The organism is Rossellomorea sp. YZS02 (assembly GCF_033963925.1).
Classification (GTDB): Bacteria; Bacillota; Bacilli; order Bacillales; family Bacillaceae_B; genus Rossellomorea.
Genome location: NZ_JAXBLY010000014.1, coordinates 1 through 26,396, shown reverse-complemented (window position 1 = coordinate 26,396; position 26,396 = coordinate 1). Strand labels below are relative to the sequence as shown.

General features: G+C 43.6%; 31 protein-coding genes. 23 read left to right on the top strand and 8 right to left on the bottom strand.

Annotated elements, in window-relative coordinates; all coding sequences use genetic code 11:
• Positions 1 to 29: 29 nt before the first annotated feature.
• Complete coding sequence (locus tag SLH55_RS14470; protein WP_320323793.1) at positions 30 to 701, bottom strand: SDR family oxidoreductase; 672 nt, start codon at positions 699 to 701, stop codon at positions 30 to 32.
• 476 nt (positions 702 to 1,177) lie between these two features.
• On the opposite strand from SLH55_RS14470, the gene SLH55_RS14465 reads away from it, so the two are divergent.
• Positions 1,178 to 1,504 carry a YfhH family protein gene (locus tag SLH55_RS14465; protein WP_219165604.1) on the top strand — a complete coding sequence of 109 codons (327 nt, stop codon included), beginning with the start codon at positions 1,178 to 1,180 and terminating at the stop codon, positions 1,502 to 1,504.
• Positions 1,505 to 1,541: 37 nt separating this feature from the next.
• Here the strand turns inward: SLH55_RS14465 and SLH55_RS14460 are convergent, their stop codons facing one another.
• Both SLH55_RS14460 and SLH55_RS14455 read right to left on the bottom strand, forming a co-directional pair.
• On the bottom strand, positions 1,542 to 1,700 hold the full coding sequence (locus SLH55_RS14460; RefSeq protein ID WP_082051311.1) for a YpzG family protein: 159 nt from the start codon (positions 1,698 to 1,700) through the stop codon (positions 1,542 to 1,544).
• A 32-nt stretch (positions 1,701 to 1,732) separates the two neighbouring features.
• On the bottom strand, positions 1,733 to 1,897 hold the full coding sequence (locus SLH55_RS14455) for a small, acid-soluble spore protein K (protein ID WP_034762570.1): 165 nt from the start codon (positions 1,895 to 1,897) through the stop codon (positions 1,733 to 1,735).
• 151 nt (positions 1,898 to 2,048) lie between these two features.
• Here SLH55_RS14455 and SLH55_RS14450 point away from each other — a divergent pair, with 151 nt between their 5' ends.
• A complete protein-coding gene (locus SLH55_RS14450) occupies positions 2,049 to 2,324 on the top strand; it encodes a YfhJ family protein (protein ID WP_034762572.1) in 276 nt (91 codons plus the stop codon).
• A 43-nt stretch (positions 2,325 to 2,367) separates the two neighbouring features.
• On the opposite strand, the gene SLH55_RS14445 is transcribed toward SLH55_RS14450, so the two are convergent.
• Positions 2,368 to 3,354, bottom strand: coding sequence for a metal-dependent hydrolase (locus tag SLH55_RS14445; protein WP_219165603.1), 987 nt, complete (start codon positions 3,352 to 3,354; stop codon positions 2,368 to 2,370).
• An 87-nt stretch (positions 3,355 to 3,441) separates the two neighbouring features.
• On the opposite strand from SLH55_RS14445, the gene SLH55_RS14440 reads away from it, so the two are divergent.
• On the top strand, positions 3,442 to 3,750 hold the full coding sequence (locus tag SLH55_RS14440; protein ID WP_219165602.1) for a hypothetical protein: 309 nt from the start codon (positions 3,442 to 3,444) through the stop codon (positions 3,748 to 3,750).
• Between the two features lie 49 nt (positions 3,751 to 3,799).
• Positions 3,800 to 4,906 carry an A/G-specific adenine glycosylase gene (mutY, locus tag SLH55_RS14435; RefSeq protein ID WP_320323792.1) on the top strand — a complete coding sequence of 369 codons (1,107 nt, stop codon included), beginning with the start codon at positions 3,800 to 3,802 and terminating at the stop codon, positions 4,904 to 4,906.
• A 42-nt stretch (positions 4,907 to 4,948) separates the two neighbouring features.
• Here mutY and SLH55_RS14430 read toward each other — a convergent pair whose 3' ends face one another.
• Positions 4,949 to 5,173 (bottom strand): hypothetical protein, encoded by a 225-nt coding sequence (locus SLH55_RS14430; protein WP_034762579.1) that lies wholly within the window; start codon positions 5,171 to 5,173, stop codon positions 4,949 to 4,951.
• Positions 5,174 to 5,275: 102 nt separating this feature from the next.
• On the opposite strand from SLH55_RS14430, the gene fabL reads away from it, so the two are divergent.
• From fabL to nikC, 10 genes are all read left to right on the top strand, one after another.
• The gene (fabL, locus tag SLH55_RS14425) at positions 5,276 to 6,019 is read left to right on the top strand and encodes an enoyl-[acyl-carrier-protein] reductase FabL (protein WP_034762580.1); all 744 of its coding nucleotides are present in this window, start codon (positions 5,276 to 5,278) and stop codon (positions 6,017 to 6,019) included.
• Positions 6,020 to 6,095: 76 nt separating this feature from the next.
• Positions 6,096 to 6,299 carry a gamma-type small acid-soluble spore protein gene (locus SLH55_RS14420; RefSeq protein WP_219165600.1) on the top strand — a complete coding sequence of 68 codons (204 nt, stop codon included), beginning with the start codon at positions 6,096 to 6,098 and terminating at the stop codon, positions 6,297 to 6,299.
• 398 nt (positions 6,300 to 6,697) lie between these two features.
• On the top strand, positions 6,698 to 6,958 hold the full coding sequence (locus SLH55_RS14415; protein ID WP_219165628.1) for a YgaB family protein: 261 nt from the start codon (positions 6,698 to 6,700) through the stop codon (positions 6,956 to 6,958).
• Positions 6,959 to 7,161: 203 nt separating this feature from the next.
• Complete coding sequence (locus SLH55_RS14410) at positions 7,162 to 7,692, top strand: DUF402 domain-containing protein (RefSeq protein WP_034762875.1); 531 nt, start codon at positions 7,162 to 7,164, stop codon at positions 7,690 to 7,692.
• Between the two features lie 168 nt (positions 7,693 to 7,860).
• A complete protein-coding gene (locus SLH55_RS14405) occupies positions 7,861 to 9,609 on the top strand; it encodes an ABC transporter ATP-binding protein (RefSeq protein WP_320323791.1) in 1,749 nt (582 codons plus the stop codon).
• Between the two features lie 306 nt (positions 9,610 to 9,915).
• Positions 9,916 to 10,932: an ABC transporter ATP-binding protein gene (locus SLH55_RS14400; RefSeq protein ID WP_219165598.1), complete on the top strand. Its 1,017-nt coding sequence runs from the start codon at positions 9,916 to 9,918 to the stop codon at positions 10,930 to 10,932.
• Entirely contained in the window at positions 10,907 to 11,872 is a 966-nt protein-coding gene (locus SLH55_RS14395) for an ABC transporter ATP-binding protein (RefSeq protein WP_219165597.1), read from the top strand. The genes SLH55_RS14400 and SLH55_RS14395 overlap by 26 nt, the downstream gene beginning before the upstream one ends.
• 75 nt (positions 11,873 to 11,947) lie before the next feature.
• On the top strand, positions 11,948 to 13,537 hold the full coding sequence (locus SLH55_RS14390; protein ID WP_219165627.1) for an ABC transporter substrate-binding protein: 1,590 nt from the start codon (positions 11,948 to 11,950) through the stop codon (positions 13,535 to 13,537).
• Positions 13,538 to 13,953: 416 nt separating this feature from the next.
• Entirely contained in the window at positions 13,954 to 14,958 is a 1,005-nt protein-coding gene (locus tag SLH55_RS14385; RefSeq protein WP_219165596.1) for an ABC transporter permease, read from the top strand.
• A 25-nt stretch (positions 14,959 to 14,983) separates the two neighbouring features.
• Positions 14,984 to 15,880, top strand: a complete 897-nt coding sequence (gene nikC, locus SLH55_RS14380; protein WP_219165595.1) for a nickel transporter permease — start codon at positions 14,984 to 14,986, stop codon at positions 15,878 to 15,880.
• 39 nt (positions 15,881 to 15,919) lie between these two features.
• Here the strand turns inward: nikC and SLH55_RS14375 are convergent, their stop codons facing one another.
• Positions 15,920 to 17,002: an aromatic acid exporter family protein gene (locus tag SLH55_RS14375; protein WP_320323790.1), complete on the bottom strand. Its 1,083-nt coding sequence runs from the start codon at positions 17,000 to 17,002 to the stop codon at positions 15,920 to 15,922.
• Positions 17,003 to 17,256: 254 nt separating this feature from the next.
• Entirely contained in the window at positions 17,257 to 18,543 is a 1,287-nt protein-coding gene (locus tag SLH55_RS14370; protein WP_320323789.1) for a glutamate-1-semialdehyde 2,1-aminomutase, read from the bottom strand.
• 201 nt (positions 18,544 to 18,744) lie between these two features.
• On the opposite strand from SLH55_RS14370, the gene SLH55_RS14365 reads away from it, so the two are divergent.
• The 8 genes from SLH55_RS14365 to perR all read left to right on the top strand — a co-directional run bounded on the left by SLH55_RS14365 (position 18,745) and on the right by perR (position 24,636).
• Complete coding sequence (locus SLH55_RS14365) at positions 18,745 to 19,755, top strand: ATP-binding cassette domain-containing protein (protein ID WP_320323788.1); 1,011 nt, start codon at positions 18,745 to 18,747, stop codon at positions 19,753 to 19,755.
• A gap of 48 nt (positions 19,756 to 19,803) precedes the next feature.
• Positions 19,804 to 20,595: an ABC transporter permease gene (locus SLH55_RS14360; RefSeq protein WP_320323787.1), complete on the top strand. Its 792-nt coding sequence runs from the start codon at positions 19,804 to 19,806 to the stop codon at positions 20,593 to 20,595.
• 3 nt (positions 20,596 to 20,598) lie between these two features.
• Positions 20,599 to 21,384, top strand: a complete 786-nt coding sequence (locus SLH55_RS14355; protein ID WP_226672780.1) for an ABC transporter permease — start codon at positions 20,599 to 20,601, stop codon at positions 21,382 to 21,384.
• Between the two features lie 62 nt (positions 21,385 to 21,446).
• Positions 21,447 to 21,851: an ion channel gene (locus SLH55_RS14350; protein ID WP_206853181.1), complete on the top strand. Its 405-nt coding sequence runs from the start codon at positions 21,447 to 21,449 to the stop codon at positions 21,849 to 21,851.
• Between the two features lie 72 nt (positions 21,852 to 21,923).
• On the top strand, positions 21,924 to 22,388 hold the full coding sequence (bcp, locus tag SLH55_RS14345) for a thioredoxin-dependent thiol peroxidase (protein WP_219165589.1): 465 nt from the start codon (positions 21,924 to 21,926) through the stop codon (positions 22,386 to 22,388).
• A 214-nt stretch (positions 22,389 to 22,602) separates the two neighbouring features.
• Complete coding sequence (locus tag SLH55_RS14340; RefSeq protein ID WP_320323786.1) at positions 22,603 to 23,553, top strand: D-2-hydroxyacid dehydrogenase; 951 nt, start codon at positions 22,603 to 22,605, stop codon at positions 23,551 to 23,553.
• 1 nt (position 23,554) lies between these two features.
• Positions 23,555 to 24,103 (top strand): cob(I)yrinic acid a,c-diamide adenosyltransferase, encoded by a 549-nt coding sequence (locus SLH55_RS14335; protein WP_320323785.1) that lies wholly within the window; start codon positions 23,555 to 23,557, stop codon positions 24,101 to 24,103.
• Between the two features lie 92 nt (positions 24,104 to 24,195).
• Positions 24,196 to 24,636: a peroxide-responsive transcriptional repressor PerR gene (gene perR, locus SLH55_RS14330; RefSeq protein WP_307513390.1), complete on the top strand. Its 441-nt coding sequence runs from the start codon at positions 24,196 to 24,198 to the stop codon at positions 24,634 to 24,636.
• 82 nt (positions 24,637 to 24,718) lie between these two features.
• Here the strand turns inward: perR and SLH55_RS14325 are convergent, their stop codons facing one another.
• The gene (locus SLH55_RS14325; protein ID WP_219165585.1) at positions 24,719 to 25,069 is read right to left on the bottom strand and encodes a YgzB family protein; all 351 of its coding nucleotides are present in this window, start codon (positions 25,067 to 25,069) and stop codon (positions 24,719 to 24,721) included.
• 154 nt (positions 25,070 to 25,223) lie between these two features.
• Between SLH55_RS14325 and SLH55_RS14320 the strand changes: the two genes are divergently transcribed.
• Complete coding sequence (locus SLH55_RS14320) at positions 25,224 to 26,090, top strand: nucleotidyltransferase-like protein (protein ID WP_219165626.1); 867 nt, start codon at positions 25,224 to 25,226, stop codon at positions 26,088 to 26,090.
• Positions 26,091 to 26,396: the final 306 nt, after the last annotated feature.

Genomic DNA, 26,396 nt, shown 5'->3' with positions numbered 1-26,396 from the left:
TTCGTTTATCGAAGGCTGCCTTTTTAGATTTATTTTTTTGATTCGATGACAATTTCATCTTTTTCCTGGTATTCATTCACGATCATCTCCGCCACTTCACGGGGAGAACGAAGTCGTGAAGGATCGCTAATATGGTCGCTATTATCCCAGAACGGAGTATTCATGCCCCCCATATAAGCATTGACGATACGAAGATGGGTCCCTTCATATTCTTTTTGCAGACTTTCCCCAAATCCTCTTAGTGCGAACTTGCTTGCGACATATAAGGATTCATTTTTCTTACCTCTAAGACCAGCTGTAGAAATGATATTGATGATGGTGCTATCCTGCTCAAGTTGAGGCAGTAATGCCTTCGTTAACCGTATTGGCCCGAGGGCATTGGTCTCGAACATGCTTACTAATTCGTCGTCGTTTGACTCGTTGAATGGTCCGAAGTAGCCTACACCTGCGTTATGTATGAGTAATGAAATGCTGCTGTTTGTAAGATGGTTTTCATACACCTTTTCTATTTCTTCATTTGAATTGATATCCAATATGGCAAAGGATGCTTTGCCCCCAATATGTTCAATTTCAGCTGCCGCTGTTCTTAAAGTATCTTCCGTTCGTCCAAGCAGGAAAATATGAAATCCCTGTTTGCTCAGAAGTATGCCTAATTCTTTCCCGAGGCCAGAGCCTCCGCCTGTGATGATGGCTGTTTTCATGTTGAATTCATCCTTTCTTGTGCTTATCGGGGCTGATCAGTCGTCTCCGCTTTTCTTTGTCCAGCTCCAGCGGCTAGCCCCCTCGAGGTCATAAGTCGTGATGGCCAAAAAGGCAAAGAGCGCCTTTCCGGCCATCCCGTCTTATGCTTGTCGGGTCTGACCAGCCGCTTCCGCTTTTCTTATTGTCCAGCTCCGACTCCTAGCCCCTCGAGGTCATTTCCAATCAAACAGTTGAGGGCAAAGAGCGCCCTCATCTGTTTGCTCGGAAATGCTTGTCGGGCCTAACCAGTCGTCTCCGCTTTTCTTATTGTCCAGCTCCAGCGGCTAGCCCCTCGAGGTCATAAGTCGTGATGGCCAAAAAGGCAAAGAGCGCCTTTCCGGCCATCCCGTCTTATGCTTGTCGGGTCTGACCAGCCGCTTCCGCTTTTCTTATTGTATCATTTTCTCTATACTACTATTAGTAGAGGTGATGAGGAATGGAACAAGAGAGAAGATATAGTGAGATGACAGAGCATGAGTTGAAGCAGGAAATTGCTTCGTTGAAGGAGAAGGCAAGGAAGGCCGAGCAGCTGGGAATTGTGAATGAGTTTGCTGTGTTGGAGCGGAAAGCCCTTATGGCGCAGGCTTATTTAATGGATCCTGATGCATACAAGCCTGGCGGCATATACGCAATCGAAGGAGATCCCGGTACATACTTCAAGGTGGATTACTTAAATGGTGTTTTCGCATGGGGGTACCGCCTTGGGGGTGATGGGAAAGAAGAGGCTTTGCCGATTTCCCTATTGGCAGGAGAGAAGAAATAAGGAAGAGGTCCGTCAAGAGGGACGGACCTCGGAAGGTCTAGGAACGTTTACGTGTCTGGTTCTCTAGAATGATTAAGTCTTGAGTTTGTGTAGTCTGTCCATTTGCCTGGGAATGGGCATGCTTCGGATTGTAGAATGCCTTGTTAAATGGACTGCTGTACTTATTTCGGTAAAAGTTGTTTTTCATGTTTGCCATCGTGACTACCCCCTAATCAAATTTCACTCGCATTAAAGTGAGTCGTGATCTCGTTGTCCAGAAGATTTCATGCGTTCTTGAGGATGGGTATTGATGGTGCCGTTAGCCCTTTTAGATGCATATTCCGCTTTTGCTCTCGGTTCACCTTCAAATTTATTATTGTTCATATTGGGGAACCCTGTCGATTTATTTCGCATAATGTGCCTCCTAAAAGGTGAAATTTACTGACTCATACCGTGAAGAAGCAAAGATTCACAACTAAGCTTAACCACGTACCCTTAGTATGGGTGAAATGGTCGACATTATCATAAAAGCATGAACTAAATATTTGGAAAAGGAGGAGACAAAATGGAGTCTACATTCCACGAATTAACACAGTTGTTAATTGAAAAAAATAATAAGCTCTCATATGAAAAAGCGAGGACTTGGATCGAACTTGTTTGGGAAGATTTCGAAGCGACATACGCAAAAGCAGGTTACGATTACAAAGGAAAAGCAGTAACGGAGAAAGTCGTTCGCCAATGGGTCAACACGTACGGAGAACAAATCCACGAGTTTGCTGCCCAAAACCCGAAATACAAGCACTTGATTGATGATAAAGAAGATGATGATTTAGTACATTAACATGATGAGGGACGGACCTTTAAAGGTCCGTCCCTCACTGTCTTTAATCAATTAATATGTCGATGTCGACTTTTGAGCGAAGTTTTTCTTCGCTGAAGACCCATCCTGTGTAGGAGCTGACGATGTTCAGGTCCTTGTCGAGCTGCACGAGGGCAACGAATGGGTAATGTCCATTATTTCGGTAGCGGAGGTCAATGAAACGGACTTCGTAATGGTCATCGTATTCATCCACTTCCCAGCGGTAAACCGGGGAAAAGGAAAGGAATGCTCCCAGGTTTTTATCTTTCTTAGCGGCAATGATGACTGGGTTTTCAGGAATCGGCACCCGTTCAAATTTATCAAAGATCGTGATAGACCTTCTATAGGCTCTCGCTACATAGTAATGGTGCTTTGTGACAACGGCAAGACGCCATTGGAAAAATCGAATCGTCGGTGAAACGATGATTTTCTCCGCTTTCGGAACCCTGCGTTTCACCGCATTTTTTACGGCTTTCTGAACCTGGAACCTCAACACATAATAAGCGAAAATTACAATGTACATGACCAAAAAGGTTTTTCCCGGAGGAAGTCCTACTCCCCATAGAATTAAACCGGCAACATGAATCCCGAAGATAATCGGATCAAACGTGTTGATTACCCCTAAAGCGACCCATTTCGACGAAATCGGTCTGATGGCCTGTGTGCCATATGCGTTGAAAATGTCGACAAATACATGGAGGAATACGGCTAAAAATGTCCAAATCCATAAGTGAAGCAAATCTGCACCAGGAAAAAAAGGATAAAGACAAGCGACGATCAACAGCGGCCAGAGAACAACCGCCGGTATACTATGTGTAATTCCTCGGTGATGACGAATATAAACCGCATTATTTCGAAGTTTCAAGACGGTATCGATATCGGGTATTTGAGAGCCGATGACTGCTGCAAGCAATACGCTTTGAGAAGTGGCCGCACTCTCGGCAACAACGGGATCCAATGTAGCCAACCCCCCGAGAGCGAAACCCATGACGATATGAGTACCTGTATCCAAAAAAAGTCCTCCCTTGGCTCGCATTTCTAAGATTTGTTTATGACGTAGCATTGGTGAACATGATATGGTTAAAAGGAGATTATTTCAATGAAAAACACCTTGCACATTTACTTAGAATATGAAATAAAACAGCATCTAAAGCCTCGATATAAGCAAATTATGACCAGTATCGCAGAGACATTACCACAATATGATGCTTGTGATATCAGTTGGGAGAAGGCTGAAGACACTTCTAACCGTTATATCGAAACCTTCGTTGTCCCGACTGAATCTCATTTTCATGTGTTAAAACGTTTACGAAAATCCCGTCGTCATTTATTATTTGGATTACTGGACGAATGTATTTGTGGTGGTGTAAAAGAAATAAACCTTATCTGCTTAAAAACAGAGCATTAATTATTTATTCCCTAATCAATGTAACATTTAACATCCTGGAGGTACAAAATTGATAGAAGATTCACTGAGACATTTACAGACCATTAACCGTGAGGAATTTCAAAAAGATCTGATTTCCTGGTTTTCAAGGGAACAGCGCGATCTTCCGTGGAGGAAGGATCAAGATCCCTATAAAGTGTGGGTATCTGAAATCATGCTTCAACAAACAAGGGTGGATACGGTCATACCTTATTTTAACCGATTCATTGATAAATTTCCCACGATAGATGCTCTTGCCTCTGCTGATGAGGAGGATGTCCTGAAAGCATGGGAAGGCCTTGGTTATTATTCACGAGTAAGGAACTTGCAGTCTGCGGTTAAAGAAGTGAATGAAAAATATGAAGGAATCGTTCCGGATACGCCTAAAGAAATTTCATCTTTAAAAGGAGTGGGTCCCTACACAGCAGGGGCGATACTCAGCATCGCCTACAGTAAACCCGAACCCGCTGTAGACGGAAATGTAATGAGGGTTTTTTCACGGATCCTTTCCATTTGGCTTGATATTGCCAAGCCTTCATCCAGAAAGGTGTTTGAAGAAGCGGTAAGGAACCTGATTTCTAAAGAAAATCCTTCTTATTTCAATCAGGCATTGATGGAACTTGGGGCATTGATTTGTACCCCAACTTCACCATCTTGCCTTCTCTGTCCTGTAAGGGAACACTGCCAAGCTTTTGAAGAAGGGGTCCAAACCGAGCTCCCCATCAAGTCAAAGAAAAAATCGGCACGCAAGCTCAACATGGCTGCAGCCGTTCTTTTTACAGAAGATGACCGGGTCGTGATTCACAAACGACCTGGAAAAGGGTTGCTCGCCAACTTATGGGAATTCCCTAATTTTGAAATGGGAAATTCGGGCAGCGGACGTGCGCAATTACTTGATTCTTTGGAAGAAGAGTATGAAGTGGACTGCTCATTAAAGGCGGGGGTTGTGACAAAAATCCAGCATGTATTTTCTCATATTATTTGGGATATTGAAGTATATGTAGGATCGATCGACAGCAATTCTCTCGAGGGCAGCAGCTTGTTGGCAGTTACACCTGAAGAAATGGAGAAGTATGCCTTTCCCGTTTCACATCAGAAAATTTGGCAGGAAACCGGGGAAGGGATCTTGCAAAACTAGAAAGGGGCAGCGGGAACCGCTGCTCCTTTCATCATTGCAATTTCAGTCGTAGCTGATCTTCGTGCCATGAGTATAATCGGCTTCGCCACGCTTCAACCCGCCACGGTTTTCAATTTCTTCGACAATTTCCCGGTGAATAGATTGTCCTTCTGCATTCAAATAAGGTACTATTTGTTGTAGTGAGTGATGAAAGAAAGCAAGTTCGCTTTTCTTCCATTCATCTTTTGGAATCATTGAAAGCTCTGTCATATCTCTGCCTACATACATAACTCATTCCTCCAATTAACTATGTTCTTATTAGTTTGCATGTTCAGAGTCTCTTTATGCCCTGGACCAATTGGAAAATGAAATTTGAAAGGATGAAGAAACATGAGTCAAAAAGTAGCATTAGTAACAGGAAGCAGCCGCGGTCTCGGAAGGGAAATCGCCATCCAGCTTGCAGAAAAAGGATACGATATCGTCGTCAATTATGCCCGCAGCAAAAAAGGTGCCCTTGAGACGGCTGAACAAGTTGAAAAGCTTGGCCGTAAAGCGTTTGTTGTCCGGGCAAATGTCGGGGATGTAGATAAAATCAAATCCATGTTTGAGCAGATCAAAGAAGAATTCGGACGCCTGGATGTATTGGTAAGCAATGCGGCGTCCGGAGTACTGCGACCTGTCATGGAGCTTGAAGAGTCTCACTGGGACTGGACAATGAATATCAATAGTAAAGCATTATTATTCTGCGCCCAGGAAGCGGCTAAATTGATGGATAAAGGTGGACGCATCGTAAGCATCAGCTCTTTGGGATCGATCCGTTATTTGGATAATTACACGACAGTAGGTGTTTCTAAAGCTGCCGTTGAAGCATTGACGCGCTATCTTGCCGTAGAGCTTGCGCCTCGTGACATTATCGTAAATGCCGTTTCCGGTGGTGCCATCGATACAGATGCACTTAAGCATTTCCCTAACCGTGAAGAGCTCCTGGAAGATGCCCGCAGCAAAACGCCTGCAGGACGAATGGTCGAAATCGATGATCTTGTGAAGTCAGTCATGTTCCTCGTTTCGGACGATTCCTCCATGATCAGAGGGCAAACCATCATCGTAGACGGTGGTCGTTCGCTTCTCGTTTAATGGAATGTTTTTCCTGAAATTAATCGAATAGTGAAATCCACGCTTGGTTATCTTAATAAGCGTGGAGGTGATTACAATGGCAAAACAACCAAACAAAACTCAATCTGGTACAAACGTTCAACACGTGAAACAACAAAACGCTCAAGCTGGTCAAGCTCAGCAACAATACGGTACTGAGTTTGCTTCAGAAACGACTGCAGCTCAACACGTAAAGCAACAAAACCAACAAGCAGAAGCTAACAAAGCGAAAGCTTCTGGTAAATACGGACAACAACAATAATTTCATTGTTCTTGACAGGAAAAGCACCCATTCAGTTGGGTGCTTTTTCATTTTTGCCCTGATTATAGGATAGGAAGTCCAATAAGTGCGTAAGATGCCCCTTTTTGAGGATGCACTAAAGGGGGGGCATTGCGTCATTTTGGATGATGATTGCGTCGTTATAAAAATAATTGCGTCATTTTCATTTTAATTGCGTCAATTTTTAAATATTTTGCGTCATTCTGGGTGACAATTGCGTCTTTTAACAAATATTGAAAAACAACCTTACAAAACGGCACCTCAGTTCTCAACATTCCCATCGACAAAACTTTCATGTTTATGACAGAAAAAGTCAAAGGGTTTGTGCACTGAAAGGAGAATGTGTTAGGAGAGCTTGTTTAGAGGAGTTGGTTGAAGTGATGCAGCAGCGTTTTAATGAGTTGGTTACGGTGCAGTTGGAAACGATGGATAAGTTGTTATATCTTCAGTCCGAAATAGAGCGCTGTCAGGCGTTGGAGGAAGAATTGATCGAGCTTCAGGAAATGACAAAGGCTGAATCGATTCAGAAAGAAATCCTTACTAAAAAGAAGGATCTCAGGGAAATACAGAAAACCTTTCAAGAGCAGACCGATGAAGTGATCCGCTCCTATCAAAAGGAACAAAGCGGCGTCACATCATAAACTTGAGGAATCATCGGCCGGTTCGGCAGAAGCACCACTTATATTTCCATAATACACCCCATTTTGAAGTTATTTCGGGCCGTTCTTAAAGGATATTTTCTTTAAGGATAGCCCTTTTGTTTTAAATTTTCTGAGGAAACGTTATAATGATAAAATAGACTAGTATATATAAGGGTAATTTTGAAATGAAAGAAGGGGATACGATGGCGGTTCCCACTGAAGGAAAATCTGTACAAATACATAGCTTTAAGCATGATGGAAACATTCACCGCATTTGGAATGAGACGACGGTCCTGAAAGGGACCACGAATCAGATCATCGGTGGAAATGACCGGACGATGGTGACGGAATCAGACGGAAGGACATGGATGACCCGTGAGCCGGCCATCTGCTATTTTCATTCGGAGCTATGGTTTAACATTATTTGTATGATTCGTGAGGACGGTATTTATTATTATTGTAACTTAAGCTCACCATTTGTATATGATCATGAGGCGATCAAGTATATCGATTACGACCTGGATATCAAAGTGTTTCCCGACATGACATATACACTGCTCGATGAAGATGAGTATGAAGCTCATCGGAAACTATACGGTTACCCTGATGTGATCGATCACATCCTGAAGCGGAATGTTGATAAGCTTGTCCGTTGGATCAGGCAAAGAAAAGGGCCATTCGCCCCGGACTTTATTGATATTTGGTACGAGCGTTATCTGACCCACAGGGGATAACAGAAATCCTCAAAAATTGTATAGGTATCGTAGGGCTGACCCGGTAAGGAGCAACCTACTCCTGAACGATTATTCGATCAGTAGTAGGTGCAGTGCTTCTTTCAGTAAAGGGTCACCCCTTTTTATTGGGGCAAACTAAACACATACAACTTAGAAAGGAGTAATCACTTGGATAGTATCAAAAGATACCTTCAGTTTGTCAAACCATATAAGTGGCAAATCATAGGTACATTAATCATAGGTATCATAAAATTCACGATCCCACTGTTGATCCCCGTTTTAATTAAGTATGTCATCGATGATATTGTAGGGGCCAAAGGGCTATCGGCCGATGAGAAGACAAGTCAGTTACTCATGATCATGGGGATCATGCTCGTCCTGTTCCTCCTCGTCAGACCACCAGTGGAATATTACAGACAGTACTTTGCCCAGTGGACGGGAAACAAGATCCTGTATGACTTGAGGGATTATCTTTTCTCTCATATTCAGCGGCTCAGCTTTAAGTATTATTCAAATACAAGGGCAGGAGAAGTCATTTCAAGGGTCATCAATGATGTAGAGCAGACAAAGAACTTCGTCATCACCGGCCTGATGAATCTATGGCTTGACGCGGCCACCATTGTGATTGCACTATCCATCATGTTCACGATGGATGTATCTCTGACCCTGGTGTCTCTCATTGCTTTCCCATTTTACGCTTTCTCTGTCCGTTATTTCTTCGGCAGGCTCAGGGGCTTGACGAGGGATAGATCCCAGGCACTTGCTGAGGTGCAAAGCCACCTGCACGAACGGGTTCAGGGGATGGCTGTCATCAAGAGCTTTGCTGTTGAAGATTATGAACAGAAGCAATTCCAGGAGCAGAACCAAAATTTCCTGACAAAAGCGTTAAAACAGACAAGCTGGAATGCAAAGGCGTTTGCGGTTGTCAATACCATCACGGATATTTCCCCCTTGATCATCATCGGCTATGCCGGGCTGCAGGTGATTGAAAAAGATCTCACAATTGGTACGATGGCAGCATTCATAGCCTATATCGACCGTTTGTACGGCCCGCTCAGACGACTGGTAAACTCTTCAACAACACTGACTCAATCGATTGCTTCAATGGACCGCGTTTTTGAATTCATGGACGAGAAGTATGATATTGATGACGAACCAGGAGCTATTCCATGCAATGATGTTCGAGGAAATATTCAATTCAAAAACGTTTCCTTCCGATATGAATCAGAAGAAGACAGAGTACTGCGAGACCTCAATCTGGATATCAAAACAGGGGAAACCGTCGCGTTGGTCGGGATGAGTGGCGGAGGTAAATCATCCTTCGTCAGTCTTATACCCCGCTTCTATGATGTAACCGAAGGGGAAATCCTTTTAGACGGCACGGACATCAGAAGGTTTCAAGTCAGATCTTTACGAGACAATATCGGAATGGTCCTGCAGGATAATATACTCTTCAGTGAATCCGTCAAGATGAATATTAAGTTCGGTAATCCCGAAGCGACGGACGAGGAGGTCATTGAGGCAGCGAAAGCGGCAAATGCCCACGACTTCATCATGAAATTACCTCAAGGGTACGATACCCGAGTGGGTGAACGTGGCGTGAAGCTGTCAGGCGGCCAGAAACAAAGGGTTGCGATTGCAAGGGTATTTCTTAAGAATCCACCGATCCTTATCCTTGATGAAGCAACATCTGCCCTTGATTTAGAAAGTGAACACCTCATCCAGGAATCCCTTGAAATCCTGGCAAAAGATCGAACGACCTTTATCGTGGCTCACCGTCTATCAACCATCACTCATGCGGACAGGATCATCCACATGGAACACGGTGAAGTTGTTGAAATGGGATCACATGAAGAATTGATGGCAAAGCAAGGTCACTATTACAAACTCTTTCAAGTACAACAGCTTGATCAATAAAATTGAAAGTCATGACATATCACCCTTTGTGTGATAAAAGTCATGACTTTTTTTGTTGGTTGAAAAAATATATCAAACTTATTTCAGGGGTGTTATGAATAAAGTAGGTATAAATTACTTTATATGGAAGGAATGAACAGGTTAATTGGACATATATTGAATTGAAATGGGAATTTTGAATTTATGTAGAAAAATTCTGAAAATAGATTGCAACATTTGTAACATCTTGTATAATAAGAAACATATAAAATTTAGAAAATAAGCACTATTGAGAAAAGAGAGATAGTTTCGAAGAGGAGGATTTGAATGGCAGAACAGCGTCCTTTACTAAAAGTGGAAGATTTAAGGACCTCCTTTTTTACTGATGATGGAGAAGTTCCGGCAGTCGATGGAGTCAGTTTTCATGTGAATGAGGGGGAGGTGCTCGGGATCGTCGGGGAAAGTGGATGTGGAAAAAGTGTGACATCCCTATCCATTATGGGTCTCGTACCAAAACCACCCGGGAAAATAGTAGGTGGAAAGATTCTTTATAAAGATGAAGATTTGACACAGGCATCTGAGAAGCGGATGAGAGATATCCGGGGAAATGATATCGCGATGATCTTCCAGGAACCGATGACATCGTTAAATCCTGTTTTTACCATAGGTGATCAATTAATTGAAGCAATACGAATACATACGAAGGTTGGAAAGAAACAGGCAAGGGAAAAGGCAGTAGACATTATGAAAATGGTCGGCCTGCCGAGGGCGGATGAATTGATAAAGGAATATCCCCACCAATTATCCGGAGGAATGAGGCAAAGGGTCATGATCGCCATGGCGATGGTTTGCGATCCGCGTGTCCTGATCGCGGATGAGCCGACAACCGCACTTGATGTGACGATCCAGGCCCAGATTTTAAAATTAATGAAGCGATTAAATAAAGAGTTGAACACCGCTGTCCTCTTGATCACACATGATTTAGGGGTGGTGGCAGAAACATGTGAACGGGTGGTCGTGATGTATTCGGGGAAAGTCGTGGAAGAAGGGACCGTTGAAGAAATCTTCAAAAATCCCCAACATCCATACACGAAGGGCCTGATCCAGTCCGTACCCGATATGCGGATCAAGCAGCAGCGACTGCATTCGATCCAGGGGAATGTGCCTAAACCCGGATCCATCAAGACCGGGTGCCGATTTGCAGCACGCTGTGATTCAGCATTCGATCGCTGTTTAGTGGAAACACCAGAGTTATATGAAACATCACAAGGACATTGCACACGATGCTTCCTGTTCGATGAAGTGGAGGAGGGAGTTTATGACGGAACCGTTGCTAAAGGTTGAGAATCTTAAGAAACACTTCCCCATTACAGGGGGAATCCTGGGACGACCTGTCAGTTCTGTGAAAGCAGTGGATGGGGTTTCCTTTACCGTAAATAAAGGGGAGACCCTAGGAATCGTTGGAGAAAGTGGCTGTGGAAAGTCGACGACTGGCAGGATGCTCATGAGACTCATCGATCCATCCGAAGGAAAGGTTACATTCGAGGATCGGGAGCTTACGAGTCTATCAAACTCGGAAATGAGGAAGGTACGCAGGGAAATGCAGATGGTCTTTCAAGATCCCTTTGCATCCTTGAATCCGAGACATACGGTGGAAAAGATTCTTGAAGAACCTCTCAAGGTTCATGGAATGGGCTCTGCCAAGGAAAGAAAAGAGAGGGTTCATGAACTCCTCAATATCGTCGGGCTAAGCAGCTATCATGCCAAGCGTTACCCACATCAGTTCAGTGGGGGCCAAAGGCAGCGAATTGGTATTGCAAGGGCACTTATGACAAAGCCGAAGCTTATCATTGCCGATGAACCGGTATCTGCACTCGATGTATCCATACAATCCCAAGTACTTAATCTGATGCAGGATTTACAGAAAGAGTTCGGACTCACCTATATCTTCATCGCGCATGATCTCGGTGTAGTCAGACATATTAGTGACCGGGTGGGAGTGATGTATCTCGGGAAAATGGTAGAGCTCAGTAATAGTGAGAATCTCTATGAAAAGCCGCTTCATCCATACACCCAGGCACTCCTGTCGGCGGTTCCGGTACCCGATCCCGATTTCAAAAGGGAGACCATCCTCTTGCAGGGGGATATCCCGAGTCCGTCAAATCCTCCGAGTGGATGCACTTTCCATACCCGATGTCCACACGCAACGGAGATTTGCAAACAGAAAGTGCCGGAATTCAAGGAACACCAACCAGGGCATTATGTAGCTTGTCATCTTTACTAAGTTGGCATGTCTCATAAGTATATAAACATTATTCAGGAGGGGATTTAGTTGAGAAAAAAGAGCTGGTCAATTTTAATGCTGCTCATCCTGCTCGTATCATCCGTACTTTACGGATGCGGAGGAGATGAAAAATCTTCAGGGAACAGCGGCGACAGTGGAGACAAGGGAGATCCTAAAGTACTGATCTTTGGTCGCGGAGGAGACTCTGTTGGACTTGATCCAGGAACAGTCACTGACGGTGAATCATTTAAAGTAACGAAGAACATCTTCGAAACGCTTGTGAAATTCGGAGAGCAGGATACAGAAGTAAACCCGGGATTAGCAGAAGAATGGAAAGTATCCGATGATGGTTTAACGTATACATTCATGCTCCGTGAAGGCGTGAAATTCCAGGATGGCACTGACTTCAACGCAGATGCCGTTGTGAAGAATTTCGAACGCTGGATGAACGGTAATGCAGATCAATTCCCATATTACGGTTCCATGTTCGGCGGTTTTAAAGCCGATGAAGGTCATGTGATCAAAGAAGTGAAAGCTACTGATGATATGACGGTTGAATTTGTGTTAAAGCGTCCTCAAGCTCCATTCTTAAAGAATGTTGCCATGAGTCCTTTCGCAATCGTAAGTCCGAAAGCAATTGATGAAATGGGAGACAAGCTTGCTGAAGCTCCGACTGATGCAGGAACTGGTCCATTCAAATTTGTTGAGTGGAAGCGCAATGACAAGATCGTACTTGAGAAAAATGAAGACTATTGGAACAAAGATCTACCAAAGTTAGATCAAGTCGTATTCAAATCGATTCCTGAAAACTCAGCTCGTCTGAATGCACTGATTTCTGGTGAAATCGATCTTGCCGATGGTGTGAATCCAAGTGATGCAAGTAAAGTCGAGGGTGACGACAACCTTCAATTATTCGAACGTCCGTCTATGAACGTTGGATACTTAGGTTTAACATCTACCCGCAAGCCATTCGATGACCCTAAAGTACGTCAGGCGATCAACTATGCAATCAACAAGCAGGAGATCATTGATGCTTTCTTCGAAGGAAAAGCTGAAATGGCGAAAAACCCGATGCCTCCGGTAATCGGTGGATACAATGACGATATCGAGCCTTATGAGTACGACCCTGAAAAAGCGAAAAAACTACTTGCTGAAGCGGGTCATAAAGATGGATTTGAAATGGAATTATGGGCTATGCCTGTACCTCGTCCGTATATGCCGGACGGTCAAAAAGTAGCAGAGGCTATTCAAGCAGATCTTGCTGAAGTAGGGGTAAAAGCCAAAATCGTATCTTACGAGTGGGCTACTTACCTTGAAAAAGCGAAAAACGGAGAAGCAGATGCATTCTTACTTGGTTGGACTGGTGATAATGGGGACGCAGATAACTTCCTATATGTCCTTCTTGACCAAGACAATATCGGAAGCAACAACTACTCTTACTACAAAAACGATGAGGTACACAAAATCCTGATCGATGCTCAAACAGAAGTAGATCCTGCAAAACGTGAAGAGCTGTACAAGAAAGCACAGGAAATCATCCATGAGGATGCTCCTTGGGTACCACTTGCTCACTCTACACCATTACTTGCAGGAAGCGCAGCTCTTAAAAACTTCAAGCCACATCCAACTGGTTCAGACTGGTTAGGCGCAGTGGACATGGAGTAATAAGCAACAAACCAAAGGGGAGACATCTACGATTTCTCCCCTTTGTACATAGAAAAGCGGAGCCGACTGTTCAGCCCCGACAAGCATTTCCGAGCAAGCAGATGAGGGCGTTCTTTGCCCTCAACTGCTTGATTGGAAATGACCTCGAGGGGCTAGGAGGCGGAGCTAGACAAAAAGAAAAGCGGAGCCGACTGTTCAGCCCCGACAAGCATTTCTGAGCAAGCAGATGAGGGCGTTCTTTGCCCTCAACTGCTTGATTGAAAATGACCTCGAGGGGCTAGGAGGCGGAGCTAGACAAAAAGAAAAGCGGAGCCGACTGTTCAGCCCCGACAAGTAATGAAGTAATAATATCCACAATGCATTTTCATTACATTAATACTAGTTAATCAGAATCTCCACACAGAGAGGTGAACTTAATGTTCCAATACACCATTCGTCGATTACTGCAACTCATTCCTGTTTTACTCGGGATGACTCTTATCGTCTTTTTCATCATCCGTGCGATTCCGGGAGATCCGGCTCAGGTCATTTTGGGACAGCAGGCTACGAAAGAAGCCGTGGCTGCGTTAAGAGATCAGCTTGGTCTCGATAATGCCTGGTATATCCAGTACATTGATTATCTTAAAGGATTATTGACAGGGGATTTAGGTAGTTCCCTTCGCACAAAGACGGAAGTTTCATCTGAAATCTGGCCATATTTGGCGGCTACAGCGGAGCTTGCAATCGTGGCGATCATCATCGCAGTCGTCATCGGAGTGAATGCCGGCATCATCAGTGCATGGTTTCAAAATTCCTGGTTCGATTATACGGCCATGATTCTTGCTCTTATCGGTGTTTCCGTACCTATTTTCTGGCTGGGGTTAATGGAACAATGGACATTCGGCATTCAGCTGGACATCCTGCCTACAACAGGCAGGGAGAATATACGGAACCCCGTAGATTCCATTACCAACTTCTATATTCTTGATACCCTCATGCAAGGGCGGTTCGACCAGCTTGGTGACGTGTTGAAGCATATCATCCTTCCGGGAATTGCACTGGCAACGATTCCGATGGCGATCATTGCCCGTATGACTCGTTCAAGTATGCTGGAAGTAATGCGTTCTGATTATATCCGTACTGCACGTGCAAAGGGCTTGAAAATGTTCTGGGTCGTGTATAAACATTCGTTGAAAAATGCCATCATACCCGTTCTGACTGTTATCGGGTTGCAGATGGGCCTTCTCCTTGGGGGAGCGATCCTGACCGAGACCATCTTTGGCTGGCCAGGGATCGGAAGATATATTTACGAGGCAATCGGTTATCGGGATTATCCTGTCGTGCAATCTGGAATCCTGGTCGTTGCCATGATTTTTGTCACGATCAATCTAATCGTCGACTTACTCTATGCGGCTGTCGATCCCCGCATTAAATACAACTAACATCAATAGAAAGAGGTGATCTCTCATGGCAGAATTAGCAGAACCGCAAAAGGAATTTCATCCTTCTATGGAGGAAGAGACGGTCTCTCCCTGGAAGGAAGCATGGAAAAGCTTCACAAAAAATAAAATTGCCTTAGTCGGCTTTTGCATTGTTCTTTTCTTTGTCATCCTTGCGATTGCAGCACCGGTTATCGCGCCGCAGGGAATCAATGAACAGGATCTTTCAAAACGGCTTCAAGCCCCGTCTTCCGAGCATTGGTTAGGGACGGATGACTTTGGTCGGGATATATTATCAAGGATCATCCATGGAGCCCGTATTTCTCTATGGGTCGGGTTCTTCGCCGTCATCGGGTCTTCTGTGATTGGTAGTTTACTTGGGATCGTTGCGGGTTATTACGGCAGATGGGTCGATACCATCATTTCCCGTATCTTTGATATCATGCTTGCATTCCCAAGCATCCTGTTAGCGATTGCCGTCGTAGCTGCTCTTGGGCCATCACTAAGAAACGCATTGATAGCCATTGCCATCATCAATATCCCGAATTTCGGTCGACTCATCCGGTCAAGGGTATTGAGTGTGAAGCAAGAAGAGTACGTAATGGCAGCAAAAGCCATCGGCATGAGCGATTTCCGGATTCTATTCAGTCATGTGCTGCCAAATAGTATGGCTCCAATCATCGTGCAGGGAACATTGGCCATTGCGACTGCCATCATTGAAGCAGCGGCTCTTGGTTTCCTTGGCCTCGGAGCCCAGGCTCCTGAACCTGAATGGGGGAAAATGCTGTCTGATGCGAGACAGTATATGCTTCAGGCTCCTTGGACAATGATTTTCCCGGGGCTTGCCATCATGCTGACGGTATTAGGATTTAACCTGATGGGCGACGGTCTTCGTGATGCCCTGGATCCAAAAATGAAAAACTAATAAAAACGGAGCAAGGACATCATCCTTTGCTCCGTTTTTTTATTCTTCTTCTTCTCCGATCATGACTTCATTATCCTCTTTATGATACGACTGGAAGCTGGTGATCAGTTTTTCCAAATGTTCCAGATGTTCGTCATATTCAAAAATGGCAGAGAAAATATGAAGAAGATGGAAATTGTGAATATTGTCTTCCTTTGTATGATGTTTGACTTCCTCGAGCATGATTTTCATCAGTTCTTTCCGGTGAAGGCATACATCCTGCTGTGCTTCTGATTCTGCATGGGGGTGCATCTTACCAAGGAATTTCAACAGTAGTTGTTCATGATATGTGAGTAGACAGTCGAGTTGATTTTTAATCACGCCCCGTAACTCGTCAGGTAATTGAAAGATTTCGTTTTCATATCGATTCAGCCGCTTCAATATCTCAAAGCTTCTGTTGGTTGAAGAAATCATTTGTCTGAAAATCACGAGCTTACGACTTTTGACGATTGAGTTTTTCTTAAAATAATCCCGTTCTTCTTTATAAAGAAGATACAGCTGGTCGACTTTAATCAGCTTTTCTTTAATTCGTTCCAGATCTTTCTTTAAGAGGTGGAACTCTGTTGCGTGTCTCATGCTCAACCTGATCCATTTCAAGATTTCCTCTGTTGAGTCCGATACTCTATGATAAAGCTTGGTTTCATATTTTGGCGGCAGAAAGACCAGGTTCACAAGGAACGAAGAGAAAACACCGATCATGATGGTTGAGAAACGGATGAATGCAAATTGGATAAATGCCTGATCCGTCACTTCCATGATCGCAATCATTGTTACTAAGGCCAGCCCGATCGTGTTTTGCAGCTTTAATTTTAATATGATGGCAATGGCTATGACCGTCGCAAGTCCGACGATCAGTGGATTACTTCCGAATAATAGGACGAAAAGTACGGCAATTCCGGCACCGATCAGGTTCGCCTGGATTTGTTCAATGATGGTTAAATAAGAGCGGTAGATAGTGGGCTGGACGGCAAAGACTGCCGCAATCCCCGCAAAGACCGGAGAAGGTATACCCAGTAGCTCGGATACAAGTAAAGCTAATACAATCGCAATTCCCGTTTTGAGGATGCGAGCACCAAATTTCATGGAATTAGAATCCTTTCTTGTGTTACTTTTTAATAAACAATACTGTACTATACATGTACTTACAAGCAATATCAATAGGAAAATTTAAATAATTTCCTACAAAAATATGTACCTTTTTTAGAGGCAGAATAAACAACCGTTCTACTACAAAATTCATAGTTATGTAAGCATCGAAGGAAATATTCCTAAAGATCAAAAAAGACTGCCCCAGAGTAGATCATTCTGGAAGCAGTCTTTTTTTCTTATCTTTCACATTATAATTGTGCAAATGCACGGTCCACGGCTTGGAGTGTAACTCTGATGTCCTCTTCAGTATGAGCCGTTGTCAGGAACCATGCTTCATATTTAGAAGGAGCAAGATTGATTCCTTCATGAAGCATGAGCTTGAAGAACTTTGCAAACATTTCCCCGTCCGTTGCTTCCGCCTGTTCGTAGTTTTCCACTTTTTCCGTAGTGAAGTAGAGAGTGAGGGCTCCCTTTAATCTGTTAATGGAAATCGGCGTATTATGCTTTTCTGCCGCGGCTAATATCCCTTTTTCGAGCATTGCGGCAAGGTCGTCTAACTTCTCGTATACACCTTCTTCTTTTAATACTTCAAGACAGGCGATTCCAGAAAGGATGGAGGCAGGATTACCCGCCATCGTTCCAGCCTGGTAGGCAGGTCCTAACGGTGCGACCTGTTCCATAATTTCTTTCTTCCCGCCGTAAGCACCGATCGGAAGTCCGCCGCCGATGATTTTTCCAAGGGCAGTCAAGTCCGGTTTCACCTTTAACATGTCCTGTGCCCCTCCATACATAAATCGGAACGCCGTAATGACTTCATCGTAAATAACAAGGGAATTTGAAGCGTGGGCTATGTCATTCACTTGCTCAAGGAAACCTTCCTTCGGTTCCACGATTCCGAAGTTTCCTACGATCGGTTCAACAAGGACCGCTGCGATTTGATCTCCCCATTTTTCCATCGCTGCTTTAAATGGCTCGATGTCATTGAATGGGACGGTGATGACTTCCTGAGCGATGCTTTTCGGAACCCCTGCAGAGTCCGGGGTACCCAGGGTAGAAGGGCCTGAACCAGCTGCAACCAGTACTAAATCCGAATGGCCGTGGTAGCAGCCTGCAAACTTGATGACTTTGTCTTTGCCTGTATACGCTCGAGCTACTCTAATCGTGGTCATCACAGCTTCGGTACCAGAGTTGACAAAGCGGACTTTATCCATGTAAGGCATGGCTTCTTTAATCATTTTGGCGAATTTCACTTCATGACGTGTTGGTGTACCGTAAAGGACCCCATTTTCTGCTGCCTTCGTAATCGCTTCTGTGATATGTGGATGAGCATGACCTGTAATAATCGGACCATAAGCTGCAAGGTAATCAATGTATTTGTTTCCGTCCACATCCCAGAAGTATGCACCTTTTCCTCTTTCCATGGCAACGGGAGAACCGCCTCCCACAGCTTTATAAGAACGGGATGGACTGTTCACGCCTCCGACGATATGTTCCAATGCTTCTGTATGTAAAGTTTCTGACTCAGTGAATTTCATGTTTTCCTCCCTGTTAAAGCGTATTTTTCTAGACCGTACTCTACTATTGTAGTACGGCCTTTTCCACTTTAGCAAATACGGAATCAATTGGGTATCCTAATTTTCAAGCAGACTGTTCAAAGAGACACGGTTCTCTATGGTACACTAATCTATGTTTGTAAAAAGAGAGACCTATTTTAATTGGATCTAGGAGGACGCAAGATGAATGCAATTGAAGTGAATCATTTGCGTAAGGAATTCAAGGCTTTTTCCAGTCGTTCGGGGCTGAAGGGTGCCTTCAGGGATTTGTTTACGCGTAATTATAAAGTCGTTCCTGCGGTGAATGATATTTCATTCAATGTGAAGCAGGGGGAAATGGTTGGATATATAGGTGAAAATGGGGCAGGAAAGTCCACCACCATCAAAATGTTGACGGGCATCTTGACTCCGACAGGGGGAGAGTTGACTGTCAATGGAATGAACCCCCATCGTGACAGGGAAAAATTCGTTCAAACGATCGGCGTTGTGTTCGGACAACGGTCACAACTCTGGTGGGATATTGCCGTACAGGAATCATTTCAGCTTTTAAAAAAGGTGTACAAAGTGCCGGATCAACAATATAAGGAGCATATGGATCATGTGATTGAGACGTTGGATATTGCTCCGCTTTTGGACAAACCGGTCCGCAAGCTGTCTCTTGGACAGAGAATGAGGTGTGAACTGGCCGCGGCACTTGTTCATAACCCACCTTTATTATTCCTGGATGAACCCACCATCGGGCTGGATGTCCTTGTGAAATTGAAAATCCGTCAATTTTTAAAGGAAATCAATGAGAAGTACAATACAACCATTCTACTTACGACCCATGATTTATCGGATATCGAAGCCCTATGTGAACGGGTCGTTATGTTAGATGAAGGGAAGATCATTTACGATGGTGAACTGAGTCGGCTGAAAGAAAACTGGGGAGACCAGAAAGAGGTTGTTTTTCAGTTCCTCGACGAAGTGTCACTTTCAGCTTTATCCGATTTAACAAGGGACCATCATATCTCCTGGTCTTTTGACGAGAAGAAGCAATCTTATGCCGCCGTGACGGAAGCGGATGAAGAGGTCATCTCACAGCTTATCACGAATGTTGTTTCACACTTCAAGGTGAAAGATATGAAGATAGAAGAAACGACGACGGAGGAGATCATTCGGAACATCTATGAAAAAGGGGCTGTGACAAGATGAGACGTGCAATAGCATCTGAATGTCTTCTTGATTGCGAGGGGATGTATCGTGGCTAAGTATATCGAGATGATTCGAATCCGTTTTTTGATGATGCTCGCCTATCGTACGAATTATTATAGTGGAATCTTAATTTACAGTATCAATATTGGCGCGTACTATTTCTTGTGGCAGGCGATTTACGGAGGCAAACAGGATATTGAAGGATTATCGATCATTCAAATGACCACATATGTAGCGGTATCATGGATGGCCAGGGCCTTTTACTTTAATAATATCGACCGCGAAATCGCCCAGGAAATTAAAGAGGGGAAAGTGGCCGTTGAATTCATCAGGCCGTATAACTATCTTGGGATGAAGACGATGCAGGGACTTGGTGAAGGGATATTCCGATTGGTGTTTTTCTCCTTCCCGGGAATGATCATCGTAAGCCTTGTTTTCCCGCTGCAGATTGGAACGGGATTTGATACGTTGGGCCTCTTTGCATTATCCATCATGTTCAGTTTCATCATTAATACTCAAATCAATTTGCTGACAGGGATCACCACCTTTTTCTTATTTAATAATGATGGTCTCATTCGTGCAAAACGGGTCGTCATTGATTTGTTCTCGGGCTTATTGCTGCCTATCCATTTCTTCCCTCTTTGGGCGCAGGATGTGATGGGGTATCTGCCGTTTCAAAGTATCAGCTATGTACCGAGTATGATTTTTACCAATGGTTTTTCTGCCTCGGAATCATTCAATGCCCTCATGATGCAGGGGCTTTGGTCGCTGATCCTTCTTATACCTATCAAAGTGCTCTGGGTTATGGCAAAAAAACAAATGATCATTCAAGGAGGGTGACCGATGTTCTATGTAAAGATGTTCTTTCAATACGTCGCCCAATATATGAAAATACGACTGCAATATCGAGCCGACCTGATCGTCGAAATACTGTCTGATTTACTATTTCAAGCAGTTAATCTTGTATTTATCCTAGTAGTCTTCGGTCATACCCAGCTGTTGAGCGGGTGGACAAGGGATGAAATCATATTCATCTATGGTTTTTTCCTCGTTCCGTTCGCCCTGTTCAGTTCGTTCTTCAATATTTGGGATTTTAACGACCGGTATGTGGTGAAGGGAGAGTTCGACCGGATATTGACAAGACCGATCCACAGCTTATTTCAAGTGATCTTAGAGCGGATGGAGTTAGAGTCCCTTTTCGGAGTGATCACTGGTATGGCTGTCATGTTCTACGCAGGGGGCAGGCTTGATATTACGTTTGAATGGTATGAACCGATTCTCTTCGTCGTGTTTGTCTTCGGTGGTGCCCTGGTTTATGCGGGAATCTTCATTGCACTTGCAAGTATTGCCTTCTGGTCTGATGCGAAGACGTCCATCATGCCGATGATGTACAATATAGGAAACTATGGAAGATATCCGGTTGATATTTATAACAGCGTGATCCGATTTGTACTGACCTGGATCTTACCTTTTGCGTTCGTCGGGGTGTATCCATCTGCCTTTTTCCTCGAAAAGACGGAATGGTACCCATATTCCTTTCTCACTCCATTTGTGGGAATCGGATTTTTTATCTTTTCCATCGTTCTTTGGAATGAAGGTGTGAAAAGATACAGAGGAGCAGGTAACTAGAATTTTTCCAGGATGATAAGCGTACATATACTAAGAGACAAGCAGAAAAAGAGGGTATGTACATGCTTTATATCATTGGATTTTTTATATTGTTCTGCATGGCTATGAGTTTACGGGCATTATTTTATCCTTCAAGATGGAAAGAACATCATGTTTCCCTGCATCATTTCCTCTTTTTAGGGATGAGTTATATTACGATCATGATTGGATTCGGACTATTATTTACACTTCTGGAGCTTGAGGGGATTCCGATCCTTGTTGAGGGCGGAATTCCTATTAGGGGAGACTTCCTCGATCATTTTTTTACGACGATGTATTTCAGTGGCATCACCCTCTTCTCGGTAGGATACGGAGATGTCACACCGGTCGGCATCGGGAGAGGGATCGCCCTCATTGAATCCTGGCTTGGTTATACCATCCCGGCAGCCTTTGTCGTGAAATCCTTCCTCAACTATGAAAACAAGTAGCGTATAGTTTGAGTTTTTCCTTTCTATTGGGTACGCTAAAGTCAGAACAATATCCAATAGGAGGGAAAACATATGACAGTAGGTCAAAAAGCACCCGAATTTGAATTACTCGCAAGCAATGGAGAAAAGGTGAAGCTTTCCGATTATCATGGGAAAAACGTTGTCTTATATTTTTATCCAAAGGACATGACGCCTGGCTGCACAACAGAAGCATGTGATTTCAGGGATCAGCATGAGAACTTCGAAGACCTTGATGCGGTTATCCTTGGAGTGAGTCCCGATCCTGTTGATAAACATGAAAAATTTGTAGACAAGCATGGATTGCCTTTCCTGCTTCTAGTAGATGAAGATCATAAGGTGGCAGAGGAATATGGCGTCTGGAAACTGAAGAAAAACTTCGGTAAAGAATACATGGGGATAGAGCGTTCCACGTTCATCATCGATAAAGAAGGAAACCTGTCCAAGGAATGGAGAAAAGTGAAAGTGAAAGGGCATGTAGAGGAAGCTCTCCAGTACATTCAAGACAACCTTTCGTAAGCCTATTTTAACGGGTTTGAGGCTTTTGTCCATTCACAATAGCGATAAGGACATATAGTAAGAGTAGGGCAACCTCCTCAAATAAGTCAGTCTCATCCGTGTAGCAGGATCGACCAGGTCGATCCTCTTTTTTTTGCCCTTAGGAATGCTGGCGCTAGGGCGATTCAACCTCTATATGGTAAAATAATGGTCAAATGGGATGGGGGGCAACCACATGAAGATCATCTTTACATTTCAACCTAAAGAAGAATTCGTCTCAGATTTGAAGAATAGCTTCCCTGAGGCTGAGTTTCATTTTTATAAAAAGGTAAAGGAAGCAGAACATGAACTGGCGAATGCAGAAGTGATCGTCACAATGGGGGAAGATTTGACGGACGATCATATCGAAAGAAGTGAAAAGTGCAAATGGATCATGGTCACTTCGGCGGGCTTGGAAAAGATGCCGTTAGATGCCATTAAAAGAAGAGGTATCCTGGTAACAAATGCAAGGGGAATCCACAAAATCCCCATGGCTGAGTTCTCGATCGGATTGATGCTTCAGCACGCCAAACAGCTACAGTCGGTATGGGAGCAGGAAAAGCAGGCCGTCTGGAGCAGAAGGCTACCTACCTCTGAACTTTATGAAGCATCCCTTCTCATTCTTGGAGCGGGAGCCATCGGCGGGGAGATTGCCCGTCTGGCAAAAGCATTTCGGATGAATGTCAGCGGAGTGAATTCAACTGGTTCAGATGCAGATTATTTCGACAAGATGTTTACATTGGATACATTCAGGGAGCAGTTGCCAAAAGCCGATTACATCATATCCGTTTTGCCAAGCACGGCTCGTACGAAGGCAATCCTGAAAGTGGATCATTTTGAGGAAATGAAAGACACCGCCGTATTCATCAATATCGGCAGGGGCGACCTCGTGGAAGAATCAGTACTTCTGGAAGTGGCGGAAAAGAAGGCAATCGGACATATGTATCTCGACGTATTTGATCAAGAACCACTGCCAGAAGGTCATCCCTTCTGGACGAAGGAAGGAATTACGGTGACGCCTCATCTTTCAAGCATTACAAAAAAATACATGCCCAGAGCACTTGAAATCTTTAAAAAGAATTTATCTACATATAGTAATAACAGGGAAAACTATATTAACGTTATTGATGCAGAGAGGGGATATTAAGATGAAGATCTATACTAAATCGGGAGATAAGGGTACGACGTCATTGGTGTATGGAACACGCGTATCAAAAAAAGATCAGCGAGTAGAAGCATACGGTACATGTGATGAGGCAAATTCCATGATTGGTCTTGGTCTAAGTTATATCAAAACTGAATACTTTGATGGAAAAGAACAATTTGAAAGGTTCTTTCATAAAGTGCAGACGGTTCTCTTTCATGTCGGGGCAGAACTCGCTACACCTGCAGGAAAAGAAGTGAAATGGAAGCTGGATGAGACACATATCAAGGAATTAGAAGAACAAATCGATTTTCTGGACGGGTCTCTATCTCCACTCAGCAATTTCATTCTTCCAGGTGGTCAGCCGGCCGGTGCCGCCCTTCACACTGCAAGGACGATTGTCAGGAGAGCTGAAAGAGAAGCGGTAGGGATTGATGAAGACATTAATCCTTTGGTGCTCTCTTATCTGAATCGACTTTCTGATTATCTATTTGTAGCTGGCCGTTATATCAACCAGCAGCTGGGGGAACAGGAGAAAAACCTCCACGAGTAATAGGGTGAAAGATTGACAAAAGGGAAGGTTGATTAGTACACTATTTATAAAGATTATAAAATAATAATTCTTATGAAAAGAGGTGCATGACGATGTCTGAAGAAGGACAATTAAAAGAAGCGATTTCGACATTAAAGGAAACGGGAGTCCGCATCACTCCTCAGCGTCATGCGATATTAGAGTATCTCATTGATTCAATGGCTCATCCAACTGCCGATGACATATATAAAGCACTAGAAGGAAAGTTCCCAAATATGAGTGTGGCGACCGTATACAATAATTTACGCGTATTCAGGGAAGTAGGACTAGTGAAAGAGTTGACCTACGGTGATGCCTCCAGTCGTTTTGACTTTGTGACGACCGATCATTATCATGTCATCTGTGATGGTTGCGGCAAAATTGTCGACTTCCATTACCCTGGGCTGGATGAAGTGGAACAATTGGCTTCTCATGTCACAGGATTTAAAGTGAACAATCACCGTATGGAAATATACGGAACGTGCACGGAATGTTCGGTTAAAGAAACGCATTAAGTATGAATGGTTCTGGTTTTCAGGACCATTCTTTTTTTTATCAAAAAAAGACCTTCAGTCGAAGGTCTTTTCTCATGAAGCTTTATCTTTTCTTTTTATTATAGTCTTCATCAAATTCTTCACCTTCAAGGTTCGGGTCAAGAGTGAGCGGCTCGTTGCAATACATACACATATCTACGCGCCCGAGGACCTTGGTGACCTTTCCGCAATTGGGGCATGTCACCTGCACAGCCTTTGTGGACAGCATCCCAATCCAGAAGTAGACAACCGTACTTCCGATGATTCCCAGAAAACCCAGCAGCATGAATGTTGTCATGACCCATGGATGTTCTCTAAAATATATACCGACGTACATAATGATAAAACCGATGAAAACCAAACTTAAGGCAAACGTACGGATTTTATTGATTTTACTTGAATATTTCTTAGCCATTTGTTTGTCCCCCCTAAAAAAATACTATACCATATTTGTTATAAGAAGAGGGATACGAAACCGTTTTGTCGAAAAATGACTATATTCAGAGAAGGAAATCCTCTTTGGATGTCGAAATAGTAACCAACCAATGAGTGATGTGGAGGAGTATGAAATGGAAGACATTTTACGACCGATATACCAAGAGCGTACCAGTCACCCCAATACTTTAGGAGCGCTTTTAATAGAACAAAGCAAGAAATCCAGTCCGTTGACCGATACATTCGATATAGTTCTGTTCCTGGTTGTGAAGGAAGCCGAAGAGCCGGTTTTCATCAAACACTATTCTTATAAAGAACAAAAGGCGGCATTGCATATTGTGACAGAAGCCAAACTGAACGAATGGATTTTGCTTGGATCCAATCGTAAAGTGATTGATTGGCTGTTCAATGGGAAAGTTCTGTTTGATCGGAACGAATATATTCATAATCTCAAAACAGAGTTAAGGGATTTCCCTTTCTATGGAAGAAAGATCAAGATGGGGATGGAATTTGCCAAATTGATCCGTCGCTATATGGATGGCAGAGAATTCTTCGAAAGCAAACATTACTTAGATGCCTATAATCACATCGTGCATTCATTGCATCATTTAGCAAGGCTTGCTGTTATTGAAAATGGTTTCCATCCGGAGGTCACTGTATGGAACCAGGTTAAGCAAATAGAGCCTGAAATATACAAGCTGTATGAAGAGCTCGTGACAAGTGATGAAGAGATCGATAAGCGACTTGAACTGTTGTTCCTGGCAAGCGAGTTTCTCATCCACTCAAGAACCAAGGTTTCAACCGAGCATTTATTAGACATCCTTGGTCAAAAAGAACACTGGACGTTCCAGGATCTGCTTAACCATTCAGAGGCAAGACACTACTCTGTGGATTTGAGCATGCTCATTGAATATTTGACGGATAAAGGATTTGTTGAAATCGTCGATGTAGAGACGAAAGGACAGGGCATCTATCACCGATATTACCGTGCCGTGAAATAATTATAGTGAAATATTAATTTTTCGTTGACTTCATTCTGAAACCTTGTTATATTAGTAAATGTCGCTGCTGAACGACGGCAACGAGCGGTCAGTGGCGACTTAAATAAACTTAAAAAGTTGTTGACAATTACGACGCGACTTGATAAGATAAAAAAGTCGCTTCAAACGAAGCGCTTACACATTGAACCTTGAAAACTGAACAAAACAAGACAATAACGTCAACGTTAATTCTAGATTTATTTTAAGAGCTATTCAAACTTTTATCGGAGAGTTTGATCCTGGCTCAGGACGAACGCTGGCGGCGTG

What these genes read in the sequence shown, in the direction of transcription:
- bcp (WP_219165589.1), top strand. Translation starts at nt 21,924, where the DNA reads ATGACAGTAGGTCAAAAAGCACCCGAATTTGAATTACTCGCAAGCAAT.
- SLH55_RS14370 (WP_320323789.1), bottom strand. Translation starts at nt 18,543, where the DNA reads ATGAAATTCACTGAGTCAGAAACTTTACATACAGAAGCATTGGAACAT.
- SLH55_RS14375 (WP_320323790.1), bottom strand. Translation starts at nt 17,002, where the DNA reads ATGAAATTTGGTGCTCGCATCCTCAAAACGGGAATTGCGATTGTATTA.
- SLH55_RS14365 (WP_320323788.1), top strand. Translation starts at nt 18,745, where the DNA reads ATGAATGCAATTGAAGTGAATCATTTGCGTAAGGAATTCAAGGCTTTT.
- SLH55_RS14340 (WP_320323786.1), top strand. Translation starts at nt 22,603, where the DNA reads ATGAAGATCATCTTTACATTTCAACCTAAAGAAGAATTCGTCTCAGAT.
- SLH55_RS14455 (WP_034762570.1), bottom strand. Translation starts at nt 1,897, where the DNA reads ATGCGAAATAAATCGACAGGGTTCCCCAATATGAACAATAATAAATTT.
- perR (WP_307513390.1), top strand. Translation starts at nt 24,196, where the DNA reads ATGTCTGAAGAAGGACAATTAAAAGAAGCGATTTCGACATTAAAGGAA.
- SLH55_RS14350 (WP_206853181.1), top strand. Translation starts at nt 21,447, where the DNA reads ATGCTTTATATCATTGGATTTTTTATATTGTTCTGCATGGCTATGAGT.
- SLH55_RS14465 (WP_219165604.1), top strand. Translation starts at nt 1,178, where the DNA reads ATGGAACAAGAGAGAAGATATAGTGAGATGACAGAGCATGAGTTGAAG.
- fabL (WP_034762580.1), top strand. Translation starts at nt 5,276, where the DNA reads ATGAGTCAAAAAGTAGCATTAGTAACAGGAAGCAGCCGCGGTCTCGGA.
- SLH55_RS14390 (WP_219165627.1), top strand. Translation starts at nt 11,948, where the DNA reads ATGCTGCTCATCCTGCTCGTATCATCCGTACTTTACGGATGCGGAGGA.
- SLH55_RS14430 (WP_034762579.1), bottom strand. Translation starts at nt 5,173, where the DNA reads ATGTATGTAGGCAGAGATATGACAGAGCTTTCAATGATTCCAAAAGAT.
- SLH55_RS14410 (WP_034762875.1), top strand. Translation starts at nt 7,162, where the DNA reads ATGGCGGTTCCCACTGAAGGAAAATCTGTACAAATACATAGCTTTAAG.
- SLH55_RS14440 (WP_219165602.1), top strand. Translation starts at nt 3,442, where the DNA reads ATGAAAAACACCTTGCACATTTACTTAGAATATGAAATAAAACAGCAT.
- SLH55_RS14470 (WP_320323793.1), bottom strand. Translation starts at nt 701, where the DNA reads ATGAAAACAGCCATCATCACAGGCGGAGGCTCTGGCCTCGGGAAAGAA.
- SLH55_RS14395 (WP_219165597.1), top strand. Translation starts at nt 10,907, where the DNA reads ATGACGGAACCGTTGCTAAAGGTTGAGAATCTTAAGAAACACTTCCCC.
- SLH55_RS14355 (WP_226672780.1), top strand. Translation starts at nt 20,599, where the DNA reads ATGTTCTATGTAAAGATGTTCTTTCAATACGTCGCCCAATATATGAAA.
- SLH55_RS14320 (WP_219165626.1), top strand. Translation starts at nt 25,224, where the DNA reads ATGGAAGACATTTTACGACCGATATACCAAGAGCGTACCAGTCACCCC.
- SLH55_RS14420 (WP_219165600.1), top strand. Translation starts at nt 6,096, where the DNA reads ATGGCAAAACAACCAAACAAAACTCAATCTGGTACAAACGTTCAACAC.
- nikC (WP_219165595.1), top strand. Translation starts at nt 14,984, where the DNA reads ATGGCAGAATTAGCAGAACCGCAAAAGGAATTTCATCCTTCTATGGAG.
- SLH55_RS14460 (WP_082051311.1), bottom strand. Translation starts at nt 1,700, where the DNA reads ATGGCAAACATGAAAAACAACTTTTACCGAAATAAGTACAGCAGTCCA.
- SLH55_RS14335 (WP_320323785.1), top strand. Translation starts at nt 23,555, where the DNA reads ATGAAGATCTATACTAAATCGGGAGATAAGGGTACGACGTCATTGGTG.
- SLH55_RS14385 (WP_219165596.1), top strand. Translation starts at nt 13,954, where the DNA reads ATGTTCCAATACACCATTCGTCGATTACTGCAACTCATTCCTGTTTTA.
- SLH55_RS14415 (WP_219165628.1), top strand. Translation starts at nt 6,698, where the DNA reads ATGCAGCAGCGTTTTAATGAGTTGGTTACGGTGCAGTTGGAAACGATG.
- SLH55_RS14325 (WP_219165585.1), bottom strand. Translation starts at nt 25,069, where the DNA reads ATGGCTAAGAAATATTCAAGTAAAATCAATAAAATCCGTACGTTTGCC.
- SLH55_RS14450 (WP_034762572.1), top strand. Translation starts at nt 2,049, where the DNA reads ATGGAGTCTACATTCCACGAATTAACACAGTTGTTAATTGAAAAAAAT.
- SLH55_RS14400 (WP_219165598.1), top strand. Translation starts at nt 9,916, where the DNA reads ATGGCAGAACAGCGTCCTTTACTAAAAGTGGAAGATTTAAGGACCTCC.